The sequence below is a fragment of the Rathayibacter sp. VKM Ac-2928 genome (genome assembly GCF_022815545.1).
Lineage (GTDB): Bacteria > Actinomycetota > Actinomycetes > Actinomycetales > Microbacteriaceae > Rathayibacter > Rathayibacter festucae.
Genome location: NZ_JALGRU010000002.1, coordinates 485730 through 500244, shown reverse-complemented (window position 1 = coordinate 500244; position 14515 = coordinate 485730). Strand labels below are relative to the sequence as shown.

The following is a 14515-nucleotide window of genomic DNA, read 5'->3' as shown; positions in this document are numbered from 1 at the left end:
AGAGGAGTGCCCTATCGTGGGGGTCCTCGCGTCACCGCCGACCGGAACGGACACCGCCTGCAATGACCCCTCCGATCACCGCCACGACGCGGGGTCCGGCCGATGCACGCCTGCTCAGACTGCTCGGCCCCGCCATGGTCGCCGGAGTGGCTTACCTCGATCCGGGCAATGTCGCCAGCAACATGACGGCGGGCGCCCGCTTCGGCTATCTGCTCGTCTGGGTCGTCGTCCTCGGCAATCTGATGGCCTGGCTGATCCAGTACCTCTCGGCCAAGCTCGGCCTGATGACGGGCAAGAGCCTGCCCGAGCTGCTCGGCGAGCGCCTCCGCGGCCGCTGGGGCCGGCGGGCGTACTGGCTGCAGGCCGAGACCGTCGCGATCGCCACCGACCTCGCCGAGGTCATCGGCGGCGCGATCGCGCTGAACCTGCTGTTCGGACTGCCGCTGCTCGCCGGCGGACTCGTCACCGGGGCCGTGTCGCTGGTGCTCCTGGTGATCCAGACCCGCGGCGGAGCGCAGCCGTTCGAGCGCGTGATCACGGCGCTGATGGTCGTCATCGCCGTCGGCTTCACCGTGGGCGTGGTCGTCGATCCGCCGGACGCGGGCGCGGCGGCGGCCGGGCTCCTCCCCCGCTTCGACGGCTCGGAGTCGGTGCTCCTCGCCGCGTCGATCCTCGGCGCCACCGTGATGCCGCACGCGATCTACGCGCACTCGGCTCTCGCGCGCGATCGCTTCGGCCGCGTCGACGGGGTGACCGCCCGCCGGAGGATCCTCACCGCTACCCGGATCGACGTCACCGTCGCCCTCGCGATCGCCGGCACCGTGAACCTCGCGATCCTGCTGCTCGCCGCGCACTCGCTGTCCGGCGTCGCCGGCACCGACAGCCTCGAGGGTGCGCACGCCGCGATCGGCGCGGCCCTCGGCCCGGTCGTCGCGACGCTCTTCGCGGTCGGGCTCCTCGCCTCCGGCCTCGCCTCGACCTCGGTCGGCGCCTACGCCGGCGCGGAGATCATGCACGGGCTGCTGAACCTGCGGGTGCCGCTCGTCGCCCGCCGCCTCGTCACGCTGATCCCGGCGCTGATCGTCCTCGGGATCGGCTTCGACCCCACCCGCGCGCTCGTGCTCAGCCAGGTCGTGCTCTCGTTCGGCATCCCGTTCGCACTCGTGCCGCTCGTCGCCCTCACCCGCGACCGCGCCCTGATGGGCGACCAGGCGAACCGCTGGTTCACCACCCTCGGCGCGATCCTCGCCGCCCTCTTCCTGATCGTCCTCAACGGCCTGCTCCTCTGGCTGACCTTCAGCGGCTGAGCGCGGCGCTGCATGCTCACCGGCTGACCCGCAGGCGCTGCATGCTGGTCGAGCAGCCCTGGTGGGGCGTATCGAGACCCGCCCACCCCGAGCACTCCCACCCCGCGTTGATCCGATCCGGAGCCTCGCTCGTTATCCTCTGAGAGCGCCTCTCAGGCGCCTGCGCCTCCCCCGGCGCGCCACCCCGCGATCAGAACGAGAGACGCCACCGTGCCCAAAGACACGATGTCCGCCAAGAACCGCGCCCGCCAGGACAAGGTCGAGGCCTACAAGCGCGAGCAGGCCAAGCGCAAGCGCAGCGGCCGGATCTGGATCTGGTCGCTCTCGGCCCTCGCCGTCGTCGCGATCGGCGGCATCGTCGCCGTCACCGTCTTCGGCAACCAGCAGATCGTCGAGGCCCGGCAGATCGATGGCCTGCAGACCTTCGAGAACGACGCGACCCACGTCGCCGGCACCGTCGACTACGCGCAGACCCCTCCCGCGGGCGGCCCGCACAACGCCGTCTGGATGAACTGCGGCGTGTACAACGAGCCCGTCCCGAACGAGAACGCCGTGCACGACCTCGAGCACGGCGCCGTCTGGGCGACCTACGACCCGTCCCTCCCGCAGAGCGAGGTCGACGCCCTGATCGCCGCGATGCCCGACACCTACGCGGTCGTCTCGCCCTACGAGGGCCTCGAGTCGCCGATCGTGCTCAGCGCCTGGGACGCCCAGGTCGCCATCGACTCCCCCGAGGACCCGCGCATCGACGCGTTCATCGAGCGCTTCTGGCAGTCCTCGACCGCGCCCGAGCCCGGTGCCCCGTGCACCGGAGGCATCGATGCGCCCGGCAAGCAGTAGGGGCCGCCTCCTCGTCGCGGCCGTCGCCGTCGTCGCCCTCCTCCTGGGCGCGGCGGGCGGCTACCTCTTCGGCGCCCTCGCCCCGTTCTCCTCCTCGGCCACCCCGTCGAGCACCAGCGCGGAGGCCGGCTTCGCCCGCGACATGCAGGTGCACCACCTCCAGGGCGCCGAGCTGGCGATGATCGCGCGGGACCGCAGCGCCGACGACGAGGTGCTCACCGTCTCGAAGGACATCCTGCTCACCCAGCAGCAGCAGGCCGGTCAGCTCTTCGGCTGGCTGAACTCCTGGGGCCTCCCGCAGGCGGCCCCCGAGCCGTCGATGACCTGGATGGGCCGGCCGACCCTCGCCGGCGCCGCCGACGAGCACTCCTCGATGGGCATGTCCACCGAGGAGGACGTCGTCCCCGAGAGCATGCCCGGCCTCGCGACGCCCGAGCAGATCGCCGAGCTGAGCACGCTGACCGGCCGCGACTTCGACCGCAGGTTCCTCGAGCTGATGATCGCCCACCACCGCGGCGCGATCGACATGGCCGAGGCGCTGCTCGCCCGCAGCCGCGCCACCGTCGCCACCGACTTCGCCTCCTCCGTCGTGAAGGCCCAGGAGGCCGAGATCTCGCTGATGGAGCAGATGCTCGCCGACCGCCCGGCGGCCTGACCGGCGTTCCGCGCGCACGACATCGGCTGAGAGCCGCCCGCATTCGCTCTCGCACGAAGGGGGCACGAAGATCGCGAAGGCGAAGGGGCGGCTGTGCGGGCGGGCGCCGAAGCTCTCGCCGAAGATCGAGGCGCACCTGGTCGCTGAGCATCGTGCCGGTGACTGCACCGTCGTGGAGCCTGCGACTGACTTCGAGGTCGCTCGATCGACCGCGTACCGGGCGGTGCAGCGTGCGCAGTTGAAGGACGCGCGGACCGTGGAGGTCGCGCCGGCCCTTGACGCGACCGGTTGCGGTGAGTCGTTTCGAGCTGTCGCCGACCGACCAGGCGACGCCGCCGGCGGAGGGGACGCTGTCCAGGATCGCGGCAGAGGTCGTGGCGACACGAACTCGACGGCCTTCTCACGGAGACGTCTGCGGAAGCGCGCGTGGAGCACCTGGCAATGCCGGAGCCCGGGACGGGAGTGCCGCTAGACGACGACGACCTTCCCGAGGGCGACGGTGTTGGTGCTGCCGTAGCTGCGCACGCTGTAGTCGTAGTTCTGGCCTGGGGAGGTGCCGGAGTCGAGCTCCGCGGTGAAGGTCGCCGAGCCGGTCTGGTCTGTGGTGGCGTAGGTGGTGGCGTCGAATTCACCGCCGCGGTATCCGGGGTGGGAGAACATCAGGGCGCCGTCACCATTGGCGATCATCAGGTTCGCGACGACGCCCTGGCCGGCCGCGTCGAGGAACCGGACCCGGATGGGGAAGGTCTGTCCGGGTTCCGCCTCGATCGTCGGATCGAGGATTCGAAGCCCGACGGTCTCAGGGGGCTGGCTGGTGGCTGCTGCCGGTGCTGCGACTGCGAGAGCGACGACGGGAGCGCTCCATGCCAGGCCTGTGAGTGCTCGGCGCGTCAGCGGTGCAGAGGTGGACGGGTGCTGAGGGGCGGACTGCTCCACGGATCTCTTTCTGTTCAGGGGAAGCGCGGCGCCCGAGCGGCGTGCTGGGCGGGACATGCTCGGTCGGTCAACCGCGCGCAGCTCAGCAGACCACAGATGACTCGTCCCGGGTGCGGAGATCGCCGGAATGAGACGACGAACTCAGAAGCAGTGGCTGTCCGTGTCGGCGCGGGGGTGGTGTCGTCCGAGGTCGTGGAGGATCTGGTGCATTCGAGGTGCCACGGGCAGATGAGCGTCGGGTTGTGGCAGCACTGCGCTCTCCGCTCGACCGCCGCCACGCGTGCAGAACATCGGCTGGGAGCCGCTCTCATCGCTGATCGGCGATGAGGAGCCGTCTCGGCTGATGGTGTGCGCGCGCGTCAGGAGCTGAGGGCCGTCTCGACCTGCTGGGCGTAGAGGGAGGCGTACAGGCCGCGGCGCTCGAGCAGCTCGAGGTGGGTGCCCGACTCGACGATGCGTCCGCCGTCGACGACGTGGATGACGTCGGCCGAGACGACCGTCGAGAGGCGGTGCGCGATCGCGATGGTGGTGCGGCCGCGGGCGGCGTCGTCGAGGGCGGTCTGCACGATCCGCTCCGAGACGGTGTCCAGCGCGCTCGTCGCCTCGTCGAGGATGAGCACGGCCGGGTCCTTCAGCAGCACCCGCGCGATCGCGAGGCGCTGCTTCTCGCCGCCGGAGAGCCGATAGCCGCGCTCGCCGACAAGGGTGTCGTAGCCGTCGGGGAAGGACGCGATCGTGTCGTGGATGTTCGCGGACCGGGCGGCCGCCTCCAGCTCCTCCTGCGTCGCGCCGGGGCGGGCGTAGCGGAGGTTGTCGGCGATCGTCGCATGGAAGAGGTAGGTCTCTTGGCTGACGATGCCGATGTGCGAGACGAGCGACTCCTGCCGCAGCTCCCGGACGTCCGTGCCGGCGAAGCGGACGGAGCCCTCGGTGACGTCGTAGAGCCGGGGCACGAGGTAGGAGATGGTCGTCTTGCCGGCGCCGGAGGGACCGACGAAGGCGACGAACTCGCCCGGCGCGATCGAGACCGAGACGTGGTCGAGGGTCGGCCGGACGTCGTCGGTCTGGTCGGGGTAGCGGAAGACGACCTCGTCCAGCTCGACGCGGCCGAGCTCGCCGTCGACGTCGCGGGCGCTCGCGCGGTCGGCGATGGCGGGCCGCAGGTCGAGGTACTCGAAGATGCGGGCGAAGAGCGCGCCGGCGGTCTGCAGGTCGAGGGCGACGCGCATCAGGCCGAGCAGCGGCCACATCAGCCGTGCCTGCACGGTCGTGAACGCGACGACGGTGCCCGCGGTGACGGTCGTCCCGCCGAGGATCAGCCAGGCGGCGACGAGGTAGACGACCACGGGGATCACCGAGAGGAAGATCTGCACGGTCGCGAAGAACCACTGCCCGGACATCTGCTGGCGGACCTGGAGGTCGATCTGCCGGCCGTTCTCGTCGGCGTAGCGGGTCACCTCCGACTCCTGGCGGCCGAAGCTCTTGGCGAGCAGGATGCCCGAGACGCTCAGCGTCTCCTGCGTGATCGCCGTCATCTCGGACAGCGACTCCTGCGTCTTCGTGGCGATCCGGGCGCGGACCTGGCCGACCCGGCGCTGCGCGATCACGAGCACCGGGGTGAGCACCACCGCGACGATCGTCATCTGCCAGGAGAGCAGGAGCATCGCGACGACGGCCGCGATCACGGTGACGGTGTTGCCGAGCACGCTCGAGACGGTGTTGGTGAGGACACTGGCCACGCCGCCGACGTCGTTGGCGAGGCGCGACTGGATGACGCCGGTGCGGGTGCGGGTGAAGAAGCCCAGCTCCATCGCCTGGAGGTGGCGGAACAGCCGGATGCGCAGCTCGCCCATCACGCTGTTGCCGACCGTGGCGGTGAGGAAGGTCTGCCAGACGCCGAGCACGGCGGAGACCACCCAGATCAGCACCATCACGCCGACGAGCTCGAGCAGCACGGGGAGGTTCGGGCGGCCGCCGGGCGGGAAGAGCCCGCGGTCGAAGGCCAGCTGGGTGAGCAGCGGCGGCACGACGGTGAGCGCGGCGCCGACGAGCACGAGGGCGACGGTGAGCGTGAGCTTCGTGCGGTGGGCGTGGAAGAGCGAGGCGATCCGGGAGAAGAGGTGATCGATCCGCGGGGCGTCGGAGTTCTTCCGCCGCTGGGCGTCGGGGTCGCTGCTGGAGATCTTCCCGCGCACCGCGCCCGCGCGCATCCCGCCGCCGCTCGCGACGTCACCCATCCTGCTCATCGCTCGACCATAACCCCGGCCGCCGACACCGCCCGCGGCTTCCGCCCACGGCGAAGATGTGCTCAGCGGCGGGGGATCCGCGACGGTCCGGTCGGCCCACGCGGGCCGCGTTCCGCGGACTCCGTTCTCCGGGTCTCGATACGCCGCGTCCCGCGGCTACTCGACCAGCATGGATTGCCGACCGTCCGCATCCCCTCTCGGTCCACCGCCTGGCCGGCGCCCTCATGCTGAGCGGCGCAGCGCCCTCACTCATGCTGGTCGAGTAGCCCCGGAGGGGCGTATCGAGACCCGACGTCACCAGCAGGGCGGGGCTGCAGACACAGGTTCTGACGGTGGTGGATCTCGATACGCCCGCTTTCGCGGGCTACTCGATCAGCATGAGCGGCCCGCGATGCGGGCTGCTCGATCAGCATGGGGGCACCCCGTACCGACGAGCCGGGGACGACAGAAGGCCCGGGCCCTGCGTGAGCAGGACCCGGGCCTTCCCTCGCACTCGCTGGCGGTTCGCGGCGCCGTCGGCTGCAAGGCGGAGGAGGAGAGCTGTAGCGGAGCTACTGCCGACGACGACAACGCCGCAGACGGCGGTGCCGCGGACCGCTAGCCCTTCGTGGCGCCGGCGAGCAGGCCGCGAACGAAGAAGCGCTGGAGGGCGAAGAACACGATCAGCGGGACGATGATCGAGATGAACGCGCCGGCCGTGAGGAGCTCCCACGACTGGCCGTACGAGCCCGACAGGTCCTGCAGAGCCTTCGTGATCGGCAAGCCCTGCCCGGAGGTGAAGACCGTCGCGACCAGCAGGTCGTTCCAGACCCAGAGGAACTGGAAGATGCCGAACGAGGCGATCGCCGGGACCGACAGCGGCAGCACGATGCGGAAGAAGATCTGGCCGTGGCCGGCTCCGTCCACGCGAGCCGCCTCGATGACCTCGCCGGGGATCTCCGAGATGAAGTTGTGGAGCATGAAGATCGCCAGCGGGAGCGCGAAGATCGTGTGCGCGATCCACACCTTCGCGTACGAGCCGTCCAACCCGTTCACCCCGAGCCCGGGGAGGATGTAGAGGTTGCCGATGCGGAGGCCGTCCGAGAACAGCTGCAGCAGCGGCACGAGGGCCATCTGGATCGGCACGATCTGCAGCGAGAACACGAGCACGAAGAGCGTGTTGCGGCCCTTGAAGTCGATCCACGCGAACGCGTAGGCCGCGAGGCTGGCGATCGTGATCGGGATGAGCGCCGCCGGCAGCGTGATGACCAGCGAGTTCACGAACGCCTTGCCCAGCGTCAGGCTGTCGCCGGAGTTGAGCGCGTTCGCGTAGTTGTCGAGGGTGAAGCCGGGGTTGGCGAAGATCGTCCACCAGCCGGTCGTCTTGATGTCGTTCGCGGGGCGGAACGACGAGATGAACAGCCCGAGGGTCGGGATGGTCCAGATCGCCGCGATGATCGCGGCCGCGAGCGTCGCTCCGCGCGAGGTGGTCGCCTTGCGGACCTTGCCGCTGGCCGCCTCGATCTTCGACTCGCCGCGGGCGAGCGCGCGCTCGGTGCTGCGGTCGACCGGAACCTGGATCGGAGTGGGCGTGACGCTCATCGGATCTCCCTCTGCTTGGCGAGCTGGCGGGCGTTGTAGACGACGATCGGGAGCACGAGCAGGAACAGGATGACCGCGAGGGCCGCGCTGTAGCCGCTGCGGGCGCCGAGCTGGAACTGGCGCACCATCTCGAAGGCGAGGACGGTGGTGTCGGAGCGGCCGCCGGTCATCGCCGAGACGATGTCGAAGACCTTCAGCGACGCGATCGAGATCGTGGTCAGCACGACCACGATCGAGGAGCGGATGCCCGGGACGACGACGTTCCAGAACGACTGCCAGGCGTTGGTGCCGTCGAGCGACGCCGCCTCCAGCTGCTCGGACGGCACGCCCTTGATGGCGGCCGAGAGGACCGTCATCGCGAAGCCGGCCTGGGTCCAAATCAGCACGACGACCAGGAACAGCGTGTTCCACGGCTCGAGGCCCAGCCAGTCGACGGGCGAGCCGCCGAACGCGGTGAGGATGCCGTTGAGGACACCGATCTGCTCGCCCTGGCGGGTGTCGTAGAAGAACTTGAAGATGATCGAGGCGCCGACGAACGAGATCGCCATCGGCATGAAGACCAGCAGCTTGAAGAACTTCTCGCCGCGGCTCTTGTCGATGAACACCGCGTAGGCCAGGCCGATCGCAGTGGCGGTGATCGGGGCGAGGAGCACCCAGACCACGGTGTTGAGGAACGCGGTCACGCCGTCCGGGCTGGTGAAGACCCAGATGAAGTTGTCGAGGCCGGCGAAGCCGGAGCCGTCGTTCTTCATGAAGGCGTTCAGCGCGGTCGTGATCGTCGGGTAGATCAGGCCGATCAGGATGAAGAAGGCGGCCGGAGCCATGAACGCGATCAGCTGCAGTCCGTAGCCCGCGCCTTTGCGGGACCGGAAGTCGAGCAGGAAGAGGATGCCGCCGATGACCGCCGCGACGACCGCGACCCACATCACCGAGTTGTAGAGGCCGAACGCGAGGAGGAGGACCACCGGGAGGAGGACGGTGACGGCGAGGCGGAGGACCGTGTAGCCGGTGCCGCGCCGCGGGGCGATCTCGACGAAGAAGAGGATGATCGCGACGACCGCCGCGAACGCCAGAAGGATGATGGGGATCTGCGCGAGCGGGGGGATGCTCGCCAGCCACTGGAAGAAGCCGGACATGGACGCCCTTTCGAGTGCGACTCTGAACTCTGGTGAGGCCCGGTCCGGCCGGACCGCGGGTGCGATCCGGCCGGACGGGCATCGGTCGAGGGCCGCCGCTCCGGGGAGCGACGGCCCTCTCCGCGACTGCTAGGAGGTGTAGCCGGCCTGGATCTCCTCGAGGACCTGATCGGTGCTCGAGCCGTCGATCCAGTCGACCATGCCCTTCCAGAAGCTGTCGGCACCGACGGACTTCGGCATGAGGTCCGAGCCGTCGAAGCGGAAGGTGGTGTCCGGGTCCTGGAGGATCCCGATGGAGTCCTTCAGGATGTCGCTGCCGGCGTTGGCGGCGTCGAGGCCGGTGTTCGCCGAGATGACGCCACCGAGCTTGACGCGGCTGTTGGCCCAGTCCGCGCTGGCCAGGTACTCCTGGACCTTGGCGGTGTCCTCGTCGTTCGAGAACGCGGCGACCATCTCGCCACCACCGGTGACGGCCTGGGCGTCGCCCGCCTCGGCCGGCGGGGTGAGGAAGGCCCAGACGTCGCCGTCCTCGGCGACGTTGGCGCCGGCCGAGATCAGGAAGCCCTCGAAGAACGAGGCCTGGTGGGTCAGCGCGCAGGTGCCGTTGGCGACGTTCTGCGCGACGTCGCCGAAGGCGGTCGAGTTGATCGAGGAGACGTCGCCGTAGCCGGCGTTGACCAGCGTCGGGTCGAGCAGGATCGAGCCGACCTTGTCGAAGGCCGCCTTGATCTCGGGGTCGGTGAACGGGGTGTCGCCCGCGACCCAGGAGTCGTACACGTCGGGGCCGGCCTCGCGGAGGACGGCGTCCTCGATCCAGTCGGTGCCCGGCCAGCCGGACGCCTCACCGGAGTTGAAGCCCGCGCACCAGGACGGTCCGCCGGTCTTCTCGGCGATGGTCTTGCCCAGCGCCTCCATCTCGTCCCAGGTGGTGGGAACGGAGACGCCCCACTCGGCGAACTTCTTCGGCGAGTACCAGATGTAGCCCTTGACGGAGGCCATCAGCGGCGCGCCGTACTGGGTGCCGTCGACCTGGCCGTACTTCTGCCAGTCCTCGGACCAGTTGTCCTGGACGTTCTTGAGCGCGCCGGCGGGCAGCTCCTGGACCTTGCCCGAGGCGACGGTGTCGGCGAGCAGACCCGGCTGCGGGAAGATCGCGAGGTCGGGGGTGTCGCCACCCTGGACCTTGATGCCGATCTGCTTCTCGAACTCCTTGTCGCCGGTGTACTTGATGTCGATGCCCGACTCCTTCTCCCAGTCCGCCCAGGACTGCTCGAGAAGGGTGGCCTCGTCGCCGTTGATGGTGCCGTAGACGTTGACGACGCCGTCGGCGGTGCCCACGGTGCCGGCGGAGCTGCCGCCGCCCGCGTTCGGGTCGTTCGGGTCGCTGCTGCTCGAGCAGCCGGCGAGGGCGATCCCGGCCGCTGCGAGAACGGCGACGGGAAGGGTGATACGGCGGTGCAGGGATGACCGCATGGTTCCTCCTCATTGAGTGGTGGTTCAGCCGAGGGCCGGTGCCGTCCGGCGGGCCGGCGGGCTGAGGCGACTCGAAGCAGGTGCTGCGACGACTCGGATGCTGTTGGTGGTTCCGTGCGGAGACTCTCCGAGCGGAACACCGGGTTCGTGTGGCTCGGGCCTCCACGGAGGGAAACCTTTCCACAAGATCGATGAAAGCACAACGGCGGTGATAGAGCGCTCTCTCAGATAACGATCCGGCGACGAACCGCGGTAAATCGGGCCGTGCGCCGCGGGAGATCGATCTCGACGCTCCCCCTCGCGTCGAGCCCGGGGTATAACTTTCTGGAACCGTTTCCAGCACCGACGCCGGACGGTCCGGGAGGAACGCCGTGCCAGGCATCGAAGAGGTCGCCGAGCTCGCGGGAGTGTCGAAGGCGACCGTCTCGCGCGCTCTGAGCGGCCGCGGCTACGTCTCCGCCGGGACGAAGCAGCGGGTCGAGCACGCCGCGTCGAGCCTCGGCTACGTCGTCTCCGCCAACGCCTCGAGCCTCGTCACCGGCCGCAGCAACAACGTCGCCGTGATCATCCCGGTGATCAACCAGTGGTTCTTCGGCGGGATCATCGAGGGCATCGAGCGCGCCCTGCTCGCCGCCGGCTACGACCTGCTCCTCTACAACATCGACAAGCACCACGACGCGCGCCGCAGCGTCTTCGAGTACTACCTCGTCCGCAAGCGCGTCGACGCGATCGTCGCCGTGACCCTCGAGATCTCGCCCGACGAGACGGAAGCGCTGCTCGCCCTGGGCAAGCCGATCGTCGGGATCGGCGGCTCGCTCCCCGGCATCCCCACCTTCAGCATCGACGACGTCGCCGCGGCCCGGCTCGCCACCGAGCACCTGCTCTCCCTCGGCCACGAACGCATCGTCCACATCGGCGGACTGGCGGAGGAGGAGATGGACTTCCACGTGCACACCAAGCGCCACGAGGGCTTCTCGCAGGCCCTCGCGGCGGCCGGACTCGAGCGCGAGGCCGGCCACTTCGTGCCGACCCGGTTCGACATCCCCGGCGGGCACCGGGCCGGGCGTCAGGTGCTCGGCGACCCGCGGACCCGGCCGACCGCGATCTTCGCCGCCTCCGACGAGATCGGGATCGGGATCATCCTCGCCGCGCGCGAGCTCGGGCTGTCGGTGCCGGAGGACGTCTCGATCATCGGGATCGACGACCACCCGCTGGCCGAGCTGTTCGGCCTGAGCTCGATCCGGCAGGACCCGCGGCAGCAGGGCGAGCTCGCCGTCGCCCTCGTGCTGGAGGCGCTGGCCGCGATCGCCCGGGGCGAGGCGCCGCCGCCCGCCCGGCACACGACCATCCCCGCCTCCCTCGTCATCCGCACCAGCACGTCGGCGCCGCGGGGCGCGAGAATCGGAGCATGAGCGACTCCGAGTCCCCCTCCCCCGTCGTCCGCGATGCGCCCGAGCGCTCCCGCTTCGAGATCTCCGTCGGCGGCGAGACGGCCGGCTTCGCGGCCTACGTCCGCCACGGGGACGAGGTCGTGCTGACCCACACCGTCGTCGACGACGCCTGGGAGGGCCACGGCCTCGGCAGCGTCCTCGCCCGCGCTGCGGTCCTCGCGGTGACGAAGGCGGGAGGCACCGTCGTCCCGCGCTGCCCCTTCATCGCGGCCTGGCTCCGCAAGCACCCGGACTCGGGCGCCCGCGTCCGCTGGCCCGAGGACTGATGCGGGGCGGCCGCGCCTGCTCCATGCTGATCGAGTAGCCCGCGCAGCGGGCGTATCGAGATCCCCCAGCATCAGAACAGGAGCCTGCAGGCCCGCCGTACTGAGGACGCCGGGTCTCGATACGCCCCTGCGGGGCTACTCGACCAGCATGGGGCGGCGGACCTCGTCGGCGACGGCATGCTGATCGAGTAGCCCGCGAAGCGGGCGTATCGAGATCCCCGCGTCCGCTCAGGCGGGCGCGGTGCGGGAGCCGATCTCCTGGAGGGACCAGGTGTTGCCGTCCGGGTCGGCGAAGTGGGAGTACTTCACGCCGCCCATGTCCTGGACGTCGGACAGCTCGAGACCTCGCTCGACCAACTCGGCGCGCGCGGCGGCGATGTCGTCGACGACGAGGTGCAGCCCGCGGACGACGCCGTCCTCCGGCCCGGGCCCCATCCCGGAGCCGATCACGATCGAGCAGGAGGAGCCGGGCGGTGTCAGCTGGACGACCCGCATCGACGGCGAGGGCCGGACGTCGTGGTCGACGTGGAAGCCGACGACGTCCGCGTAGAACGCCAGCGCCCGATCGACGTCGGAGACGGGCACGGGGACGAGTTCGAGTCGCATCTGCACGCGCTCATCCTGCACGAGTCGCTGACGATCGTGGGTCTCGATACGCCCCTCCGGGGCTACTCGACCAGCATGGAGAGGGCGGGTCAGTCGCGCGGGGCGACGACGAGGCGCTCGTGCATGATCTCGACGGCGCGCTCGAGGACGCGGCGGTCCTCGGGGCGGAGGTCGGCGAAGATCGGCGTGAGGGCGTCGCCCAGCTGGGTGCGCCAGGCACTGAGCGCGGCGGCGCCGTCGGGGGCGAGGCGGATCTGCCAAGCCCGCGCGTCGGCCGGGTCGGCGATGCGGTCGAGCCAGCCGGCCTCGACGAGGTTCTTCACGATCTTGGTCATCGTGGGCTGCGAGACGCGGCTCTGGGTCGCCAGCTCGCCCAGGCGCATCGGCCCCATCGACAGCAGCACCGACAGGGTGCGCCAGACCGCCTGCGACTCCTGGTTGTCGGTGGCCTGCGCGGCGAGGCGGGTGATCCGGTGCGTCACCGAGACGAAGTCGCTCAGCAGCTCGCTCAGCGACACCTCGCTGGGCGGCACGTCGCGGGCCGGCAGACCTGCGAGCGGATCGATAGCAGTCACCCGCCGATTCTAGAGGCTGCATCGCGCGGCACCGGGGAGGCCGATCACCCCCGGTCGGGGACGCCGGGGCGGCGACGACAGCGCAGGGAGAACAGGGAGACGACGAGCGGGAACGACGAAGGGCGCCGCCTCCGAGGAGACGACGCCCTGCGCCGGTGGGCCCGCCCGAGGGAGGACCCGTGCACCCTGACGGGTGCGAGGGGATTACTTGACGGTGACGGTCGCGCCGGCGGCCTCGAGCTGGGCCTTGGCCTTCTCGGCGGTCTCCTTGTTGACGGCCTCGAGGACAGCCTTGGGGGCGCCGTCGACGACAGCCTTCGCCTCGCCGAGGCCGAGGCTCGTGAGCGCGCGGACCTCCTTGATGACCTGGATCTTCTTCTCGCCGGCGGCCTCGAGCACGACGTCGAACTCGGTCTGCTCCTCGACCTCTTCGGCCGGGGCGGCCGGGCCGGCGACACCAGCAGCGGCGACGGGCGCGGCGGCGGTGACCTCGAAGACCTCTTCGAACTTCTTCACGAACTCAGAGAGCTCGATGAGCGTGAGCTCCTTGAAGGCCTCGATGAGCTCGTCCTGCGTGAGCTTTGCCATGATTTTTCTCCTTGTTGTTTCTTGTCTACGAACCGCGTGCGCACTGCCTCCCGGAGGGAAGCGTCAGCTCGCGGACTCCTGCTTCTCGCGCAGTGCCTCGACCGTGCGAACGGCCTTGGACAGCGGCGCCTGGAACAGGTAAGCGGCACCGAAGAGCGAGGCCTTGAATGCGCCGGCGAGCTTGCCGAGCAGCACTTCACGGGACTCGAGGTCGGCGAGCTTTCCCACCTCTTCCGCGGTCAGCGGGTTACCGTCGAAGTAACCGCCCTTGACCACGAGGAGAGGGTTTGCCTTGGCGAAGGCACGCAGCGACTTCGCGACGGCGACGGGGTCGCCGTGCACGAACGCGATGGCCGAAGGGCCAGCGAGCTCGGCGTCGAAGGACGAGATCCCGGCGTTGTTCGCCGCGATCTTGGTCAGCGTGTTCTTCACCACGGCGTAGGTCGCGTGCTCACTGATGTCCTTGCGCAGCGTCTTGAGCTGAGCAACAGTGAGACCGCGGTACTCGGTCAGCAGAACGGCGGTCGAACTCTGGAACTTCTCCGTGAGTTCGGCGACCGAGGCTTCCTTGTTCGCCATGGCTACTCCTGTGAATTCTCGTGCCGGTAGCCCGAAGGCACGCAAAGAAAAAGGCTCCGGCGCAGGAGCGCGGGAGCCTGGGGATCGCGATGAACGCGGAACACATCTCTTGCACACCTGCGCGGGACATTCGCTTCGCGAATCCTTCGTCCGGTGGCGATCCGCGGGGCCTGGGCCCTGCTCGTGCGCACACCGGAAACCGGCGGTCTTTGGCTTCGGGAAGCGTACGACGTGGACGGGGCCGTGCGCAAGTCGGTTCGACGCGGGATGCTGGAG

The 14515-nt window shown here is 69.9% G+C and carries 14 protein-coding genes; 5 read left to right on the top strand and 9 right to left on the bottom strand.

Going from position 1 to position 14515, the window contains the following annotated elements:
• The first annotated feature begins 62 nt into the window (after positions 1-62).
• The 3 genes from MT350_RS09925 to MT350_RS09915 all read left to right on the top strand — a co-directional run bounded on the left by MT350_RS09925 (position 63) and on the right by MT350_RS09915 (position 2802).
• Positions 63-1307: an Nramp family divalent metal transporter gene (locus MT350_RS09925; protein WP_243598381.1), complete on the top strand. Its 1245-nt coding sequence runs from the start codon at positions 63-65 to the stop codon at positions 1305-1307.
• A 210-nt stretch (positions 1308-1517) separates the two neighbouring features.
• Positions 1518-2147, top strand: coding sequence for a DUF3105 domain-containing protein (locus MT350_RS09920; protein WP_243598380.1), 630 nt, complete (start codon positions 1518-1520; stop codon positions 2145-2147).
• A complete protein-coding gene (locus MT350_RS09915; protein ID WP_243598379.1) occupies positions 2128-2802 on the top strand; it encodes a DUF305 domain-containing protein in 675 nt (224 codons plus the stop codon). Before MT350_RS09920 ends, MT350_RS09915 begins: the two co-directional genes overlap by 20 nt.
• Before the next feature lie 468 nt (positions 2803-3270).
• On the opposite strand, the gene MT350_RS09905 is transcribed toward MT350_RS09915, so the two are convergent.
• The 5 genes from MT350_RS09905 to MT350_RS09885 form a co-directional block, all read right to left on the bottom strand.
• Positions 3271-3489 carry a hypothetical protein gene (locus MT350_RS09905; RefSeq protein ID WP_243615844.1) on the bottom strand — a complete coding sequence of 73 codons (219 nt, stop codon included), beginning with the start codon at positions 3487-3489 and terminating at the stop codon, positions 3271-3273.
• Positions 3490-4097: 608 nt separating this feature from the next.
• Complete coding sequence (locus tag MT350_RS09900) at positions 4098-5975, bottom strand: ABC transporter ATP-binding protein (RefSeq protein ID WP_243615941.1); 1878 nt, start codon at positions 5973-5975, stop codon at positions 4098-4100.
• Positions 5976-6581: 606 nt separating this feature from the next.
• Positions 6582-7565 (bottom strand): carbohydrate ABC transporter permease, encoded by a 984-nt coding sequence (locus tag MT350_RS09895; RefSeq protein ID WP_123447787.1) that lies wholly within the window; start codon positions 7563-7565, stop codon positions 6582-6584.
• Positions 7562-8701 carry a carbohydrate ABC transporter permease gene (locus MT350_RS09890; RefSeq protein WP_132437600.1) on the bottom strand — a complete coding sequence of 380 codons (1140 nt, stop codon included), beginning with the start codon at positions 8699-8701 and terminating at the stop codon, positions 7562-7564. Before MT350_RS09890 ends, MT350_RS09895 begins: the two co-directional genes overlap by 4 nt.
• Positions 8702-8830: 129 nt before the next feature.
• Positions 8831-10174 carry an ABC transporter substrate-binding protein gene (locus MT350_RS09885; protein ID WP_123737355.1) on the bottom strand — a complete coding sequence of 448 codons (1344 nt, stop codon included), beginning with the start codon at positions 10172-10174 and terminating at the stop codon, positions 8831-8833.
• Between the two features lie 371 nt (positions 10175-10545).
• Between MT350_RS09885 and MT350_RS09880 the strand changes: the two genes are divergently transcribed.
• Positions 10546-11586 carry a LacI family DNA-binding transcriptional regulator gene (locus MT350_RS09880; RefSeq protein ID WP_123705269.1) on the top strand — a complete coding sequence of 347 codons (1041 nt, stop codon included), beginning with the start codon at positions 10546-10548 and terminating at the stop codon, positions 11584-11586.
• On the top strand, positions 11583-11891 hold the full coding sequence (locus tag MT350_RS09875; RefSeq protein WP_243598377.1) for a GNAT family N-acetyltransferase: 309 nt from the start codon (positions 11583-11585) through the stop codon (positions 11889-11891). Before MT350_RS09880 ends, MT350_RS09875 begins: the two co-directional genes overlap by 4 nt.
• A gap of 228 nt (positions 11892-12119) precedes the next feature.
• Here the strand turns inward: MT350_RS09875 and MT350_RS09870 are convergent, their stop codons facing one another.
• From MT350_RS09870 to rplJ, 4 genes are all read right to left on the bottom strand, one after another.
• Complete coding sequence (locus tag MT350_RS09870) at positions 12120-12503, bottom strand: VOC family protein (RefSeq protein WP_243598376.1); 384 nt, start codon at positions 12501-12503, stop codon at positions 12120-12122.
• Between the two features lie 83 nt (positions 12504-12586).
• Positions 12587-13072: a MarR family winged helix-turn-helix transcriptional regulator gene (locus MT350_RS09865; protein ID WP_243581350.1), complete on the bottom strand. Its 486-nt coding sequence runs from the start codon at positions 13070-13072 to the stop codon at positions 12587-12589.
• Between the two features lie 204 nt (positions 13073-13276).
• The gene (gene rplL, locus MT350_RS09860; RefSeq protein ID WP_055791021.1) at positions 13277-13660 is read right to left on the bottom strand and encodes a 50S ribosomal protein L7/L12; all 384 of its coding nucleotides are present in this window, start codon (positions 13658-13660) and stop codon (positions 13277-13279) included.
• 63 nt (positions 13661-13723) lie between these two features.
• Entirely contained in the window at positions 13724-14239 is a 516-nt protein-coding gene (rplJ, locus tag MT350_RS09855; protein ID WP_123447792.1) for a 50S ribosomal protein L10, read from the bottom strand.
• Between the last annotated feature and the right edge of the window lie 276 nt (positions 14240-14515).

Coding starts and splice junctions, on each gene's coding strand:
- MT350_RS09925 (WP_243598381.1), top strand. CDS start 63: ATGACCCCTCCGATCACCGCCACGACGCGGGGTCCGGCCGATGCACGC.
- MT350_RS09915 (WP_243598379.1), top strand. CDS start 2,128: ATGCGCCCGGCAAGCAGTAGGGGCCGCCTCCTCGTCGCGGCCGTCGCC.
- MT350_RS09905 (WP_243615844.1), bottom strand. CDS start 3,489: ATGATCGCCAATGGTGACGGCGCCCTGATGTTCTCCCACCCCGGATAC.
- MT350_RS09900 (WP_243615941.1), bottom strand. CDS start 5,975: ATGGGTGACGTCGCGAGCGGCGGCGGGATGCGCGCGGGCGCGGTGCGC.
- MT350_RS09895 (WP_123447787.1), bottom strand. CDS start 7,565: ATGAGCGTCACGCCCACTCCGATCCAGGTTCCGGTCGACCGCAGCACC.
- MT350_RS09890 (WP_132437600.1), bottom strand. CDS start 8,701: ATGTCCGGCTTCTTCCAGTGGCTGGCGAGCATCCCCCCGCTCGCGCAG.
- MT350_RS09885 (WP_123737355.1), bottom strand. CDS start 10,174: ATGCGGTCATCCCTGCACCGCCGTATCACCCTTCCCGTCGCCGTTCTC.
- MT350_RS09875 (WP_243598377.1), top strand. CDS start 11,583: ATGAGCGACTCCGAGTCCCCCTCCCCCGTCGTCCGCGATGCGCCCGAG.
- rplL (WP_055791021.1), bottom strand. CDS start 13,660: ATGGCAAAGCTCACGCAGGACGAGCTCATCGAGGCCTTCAAGGAGCTC.
- rplJ (WP_123447792.1), bottom strand. CDS start 14,239: ATGGCGAACAAGGAAGCCTCGGTCGCCGAACTCACGGAGAAGTTCCAG.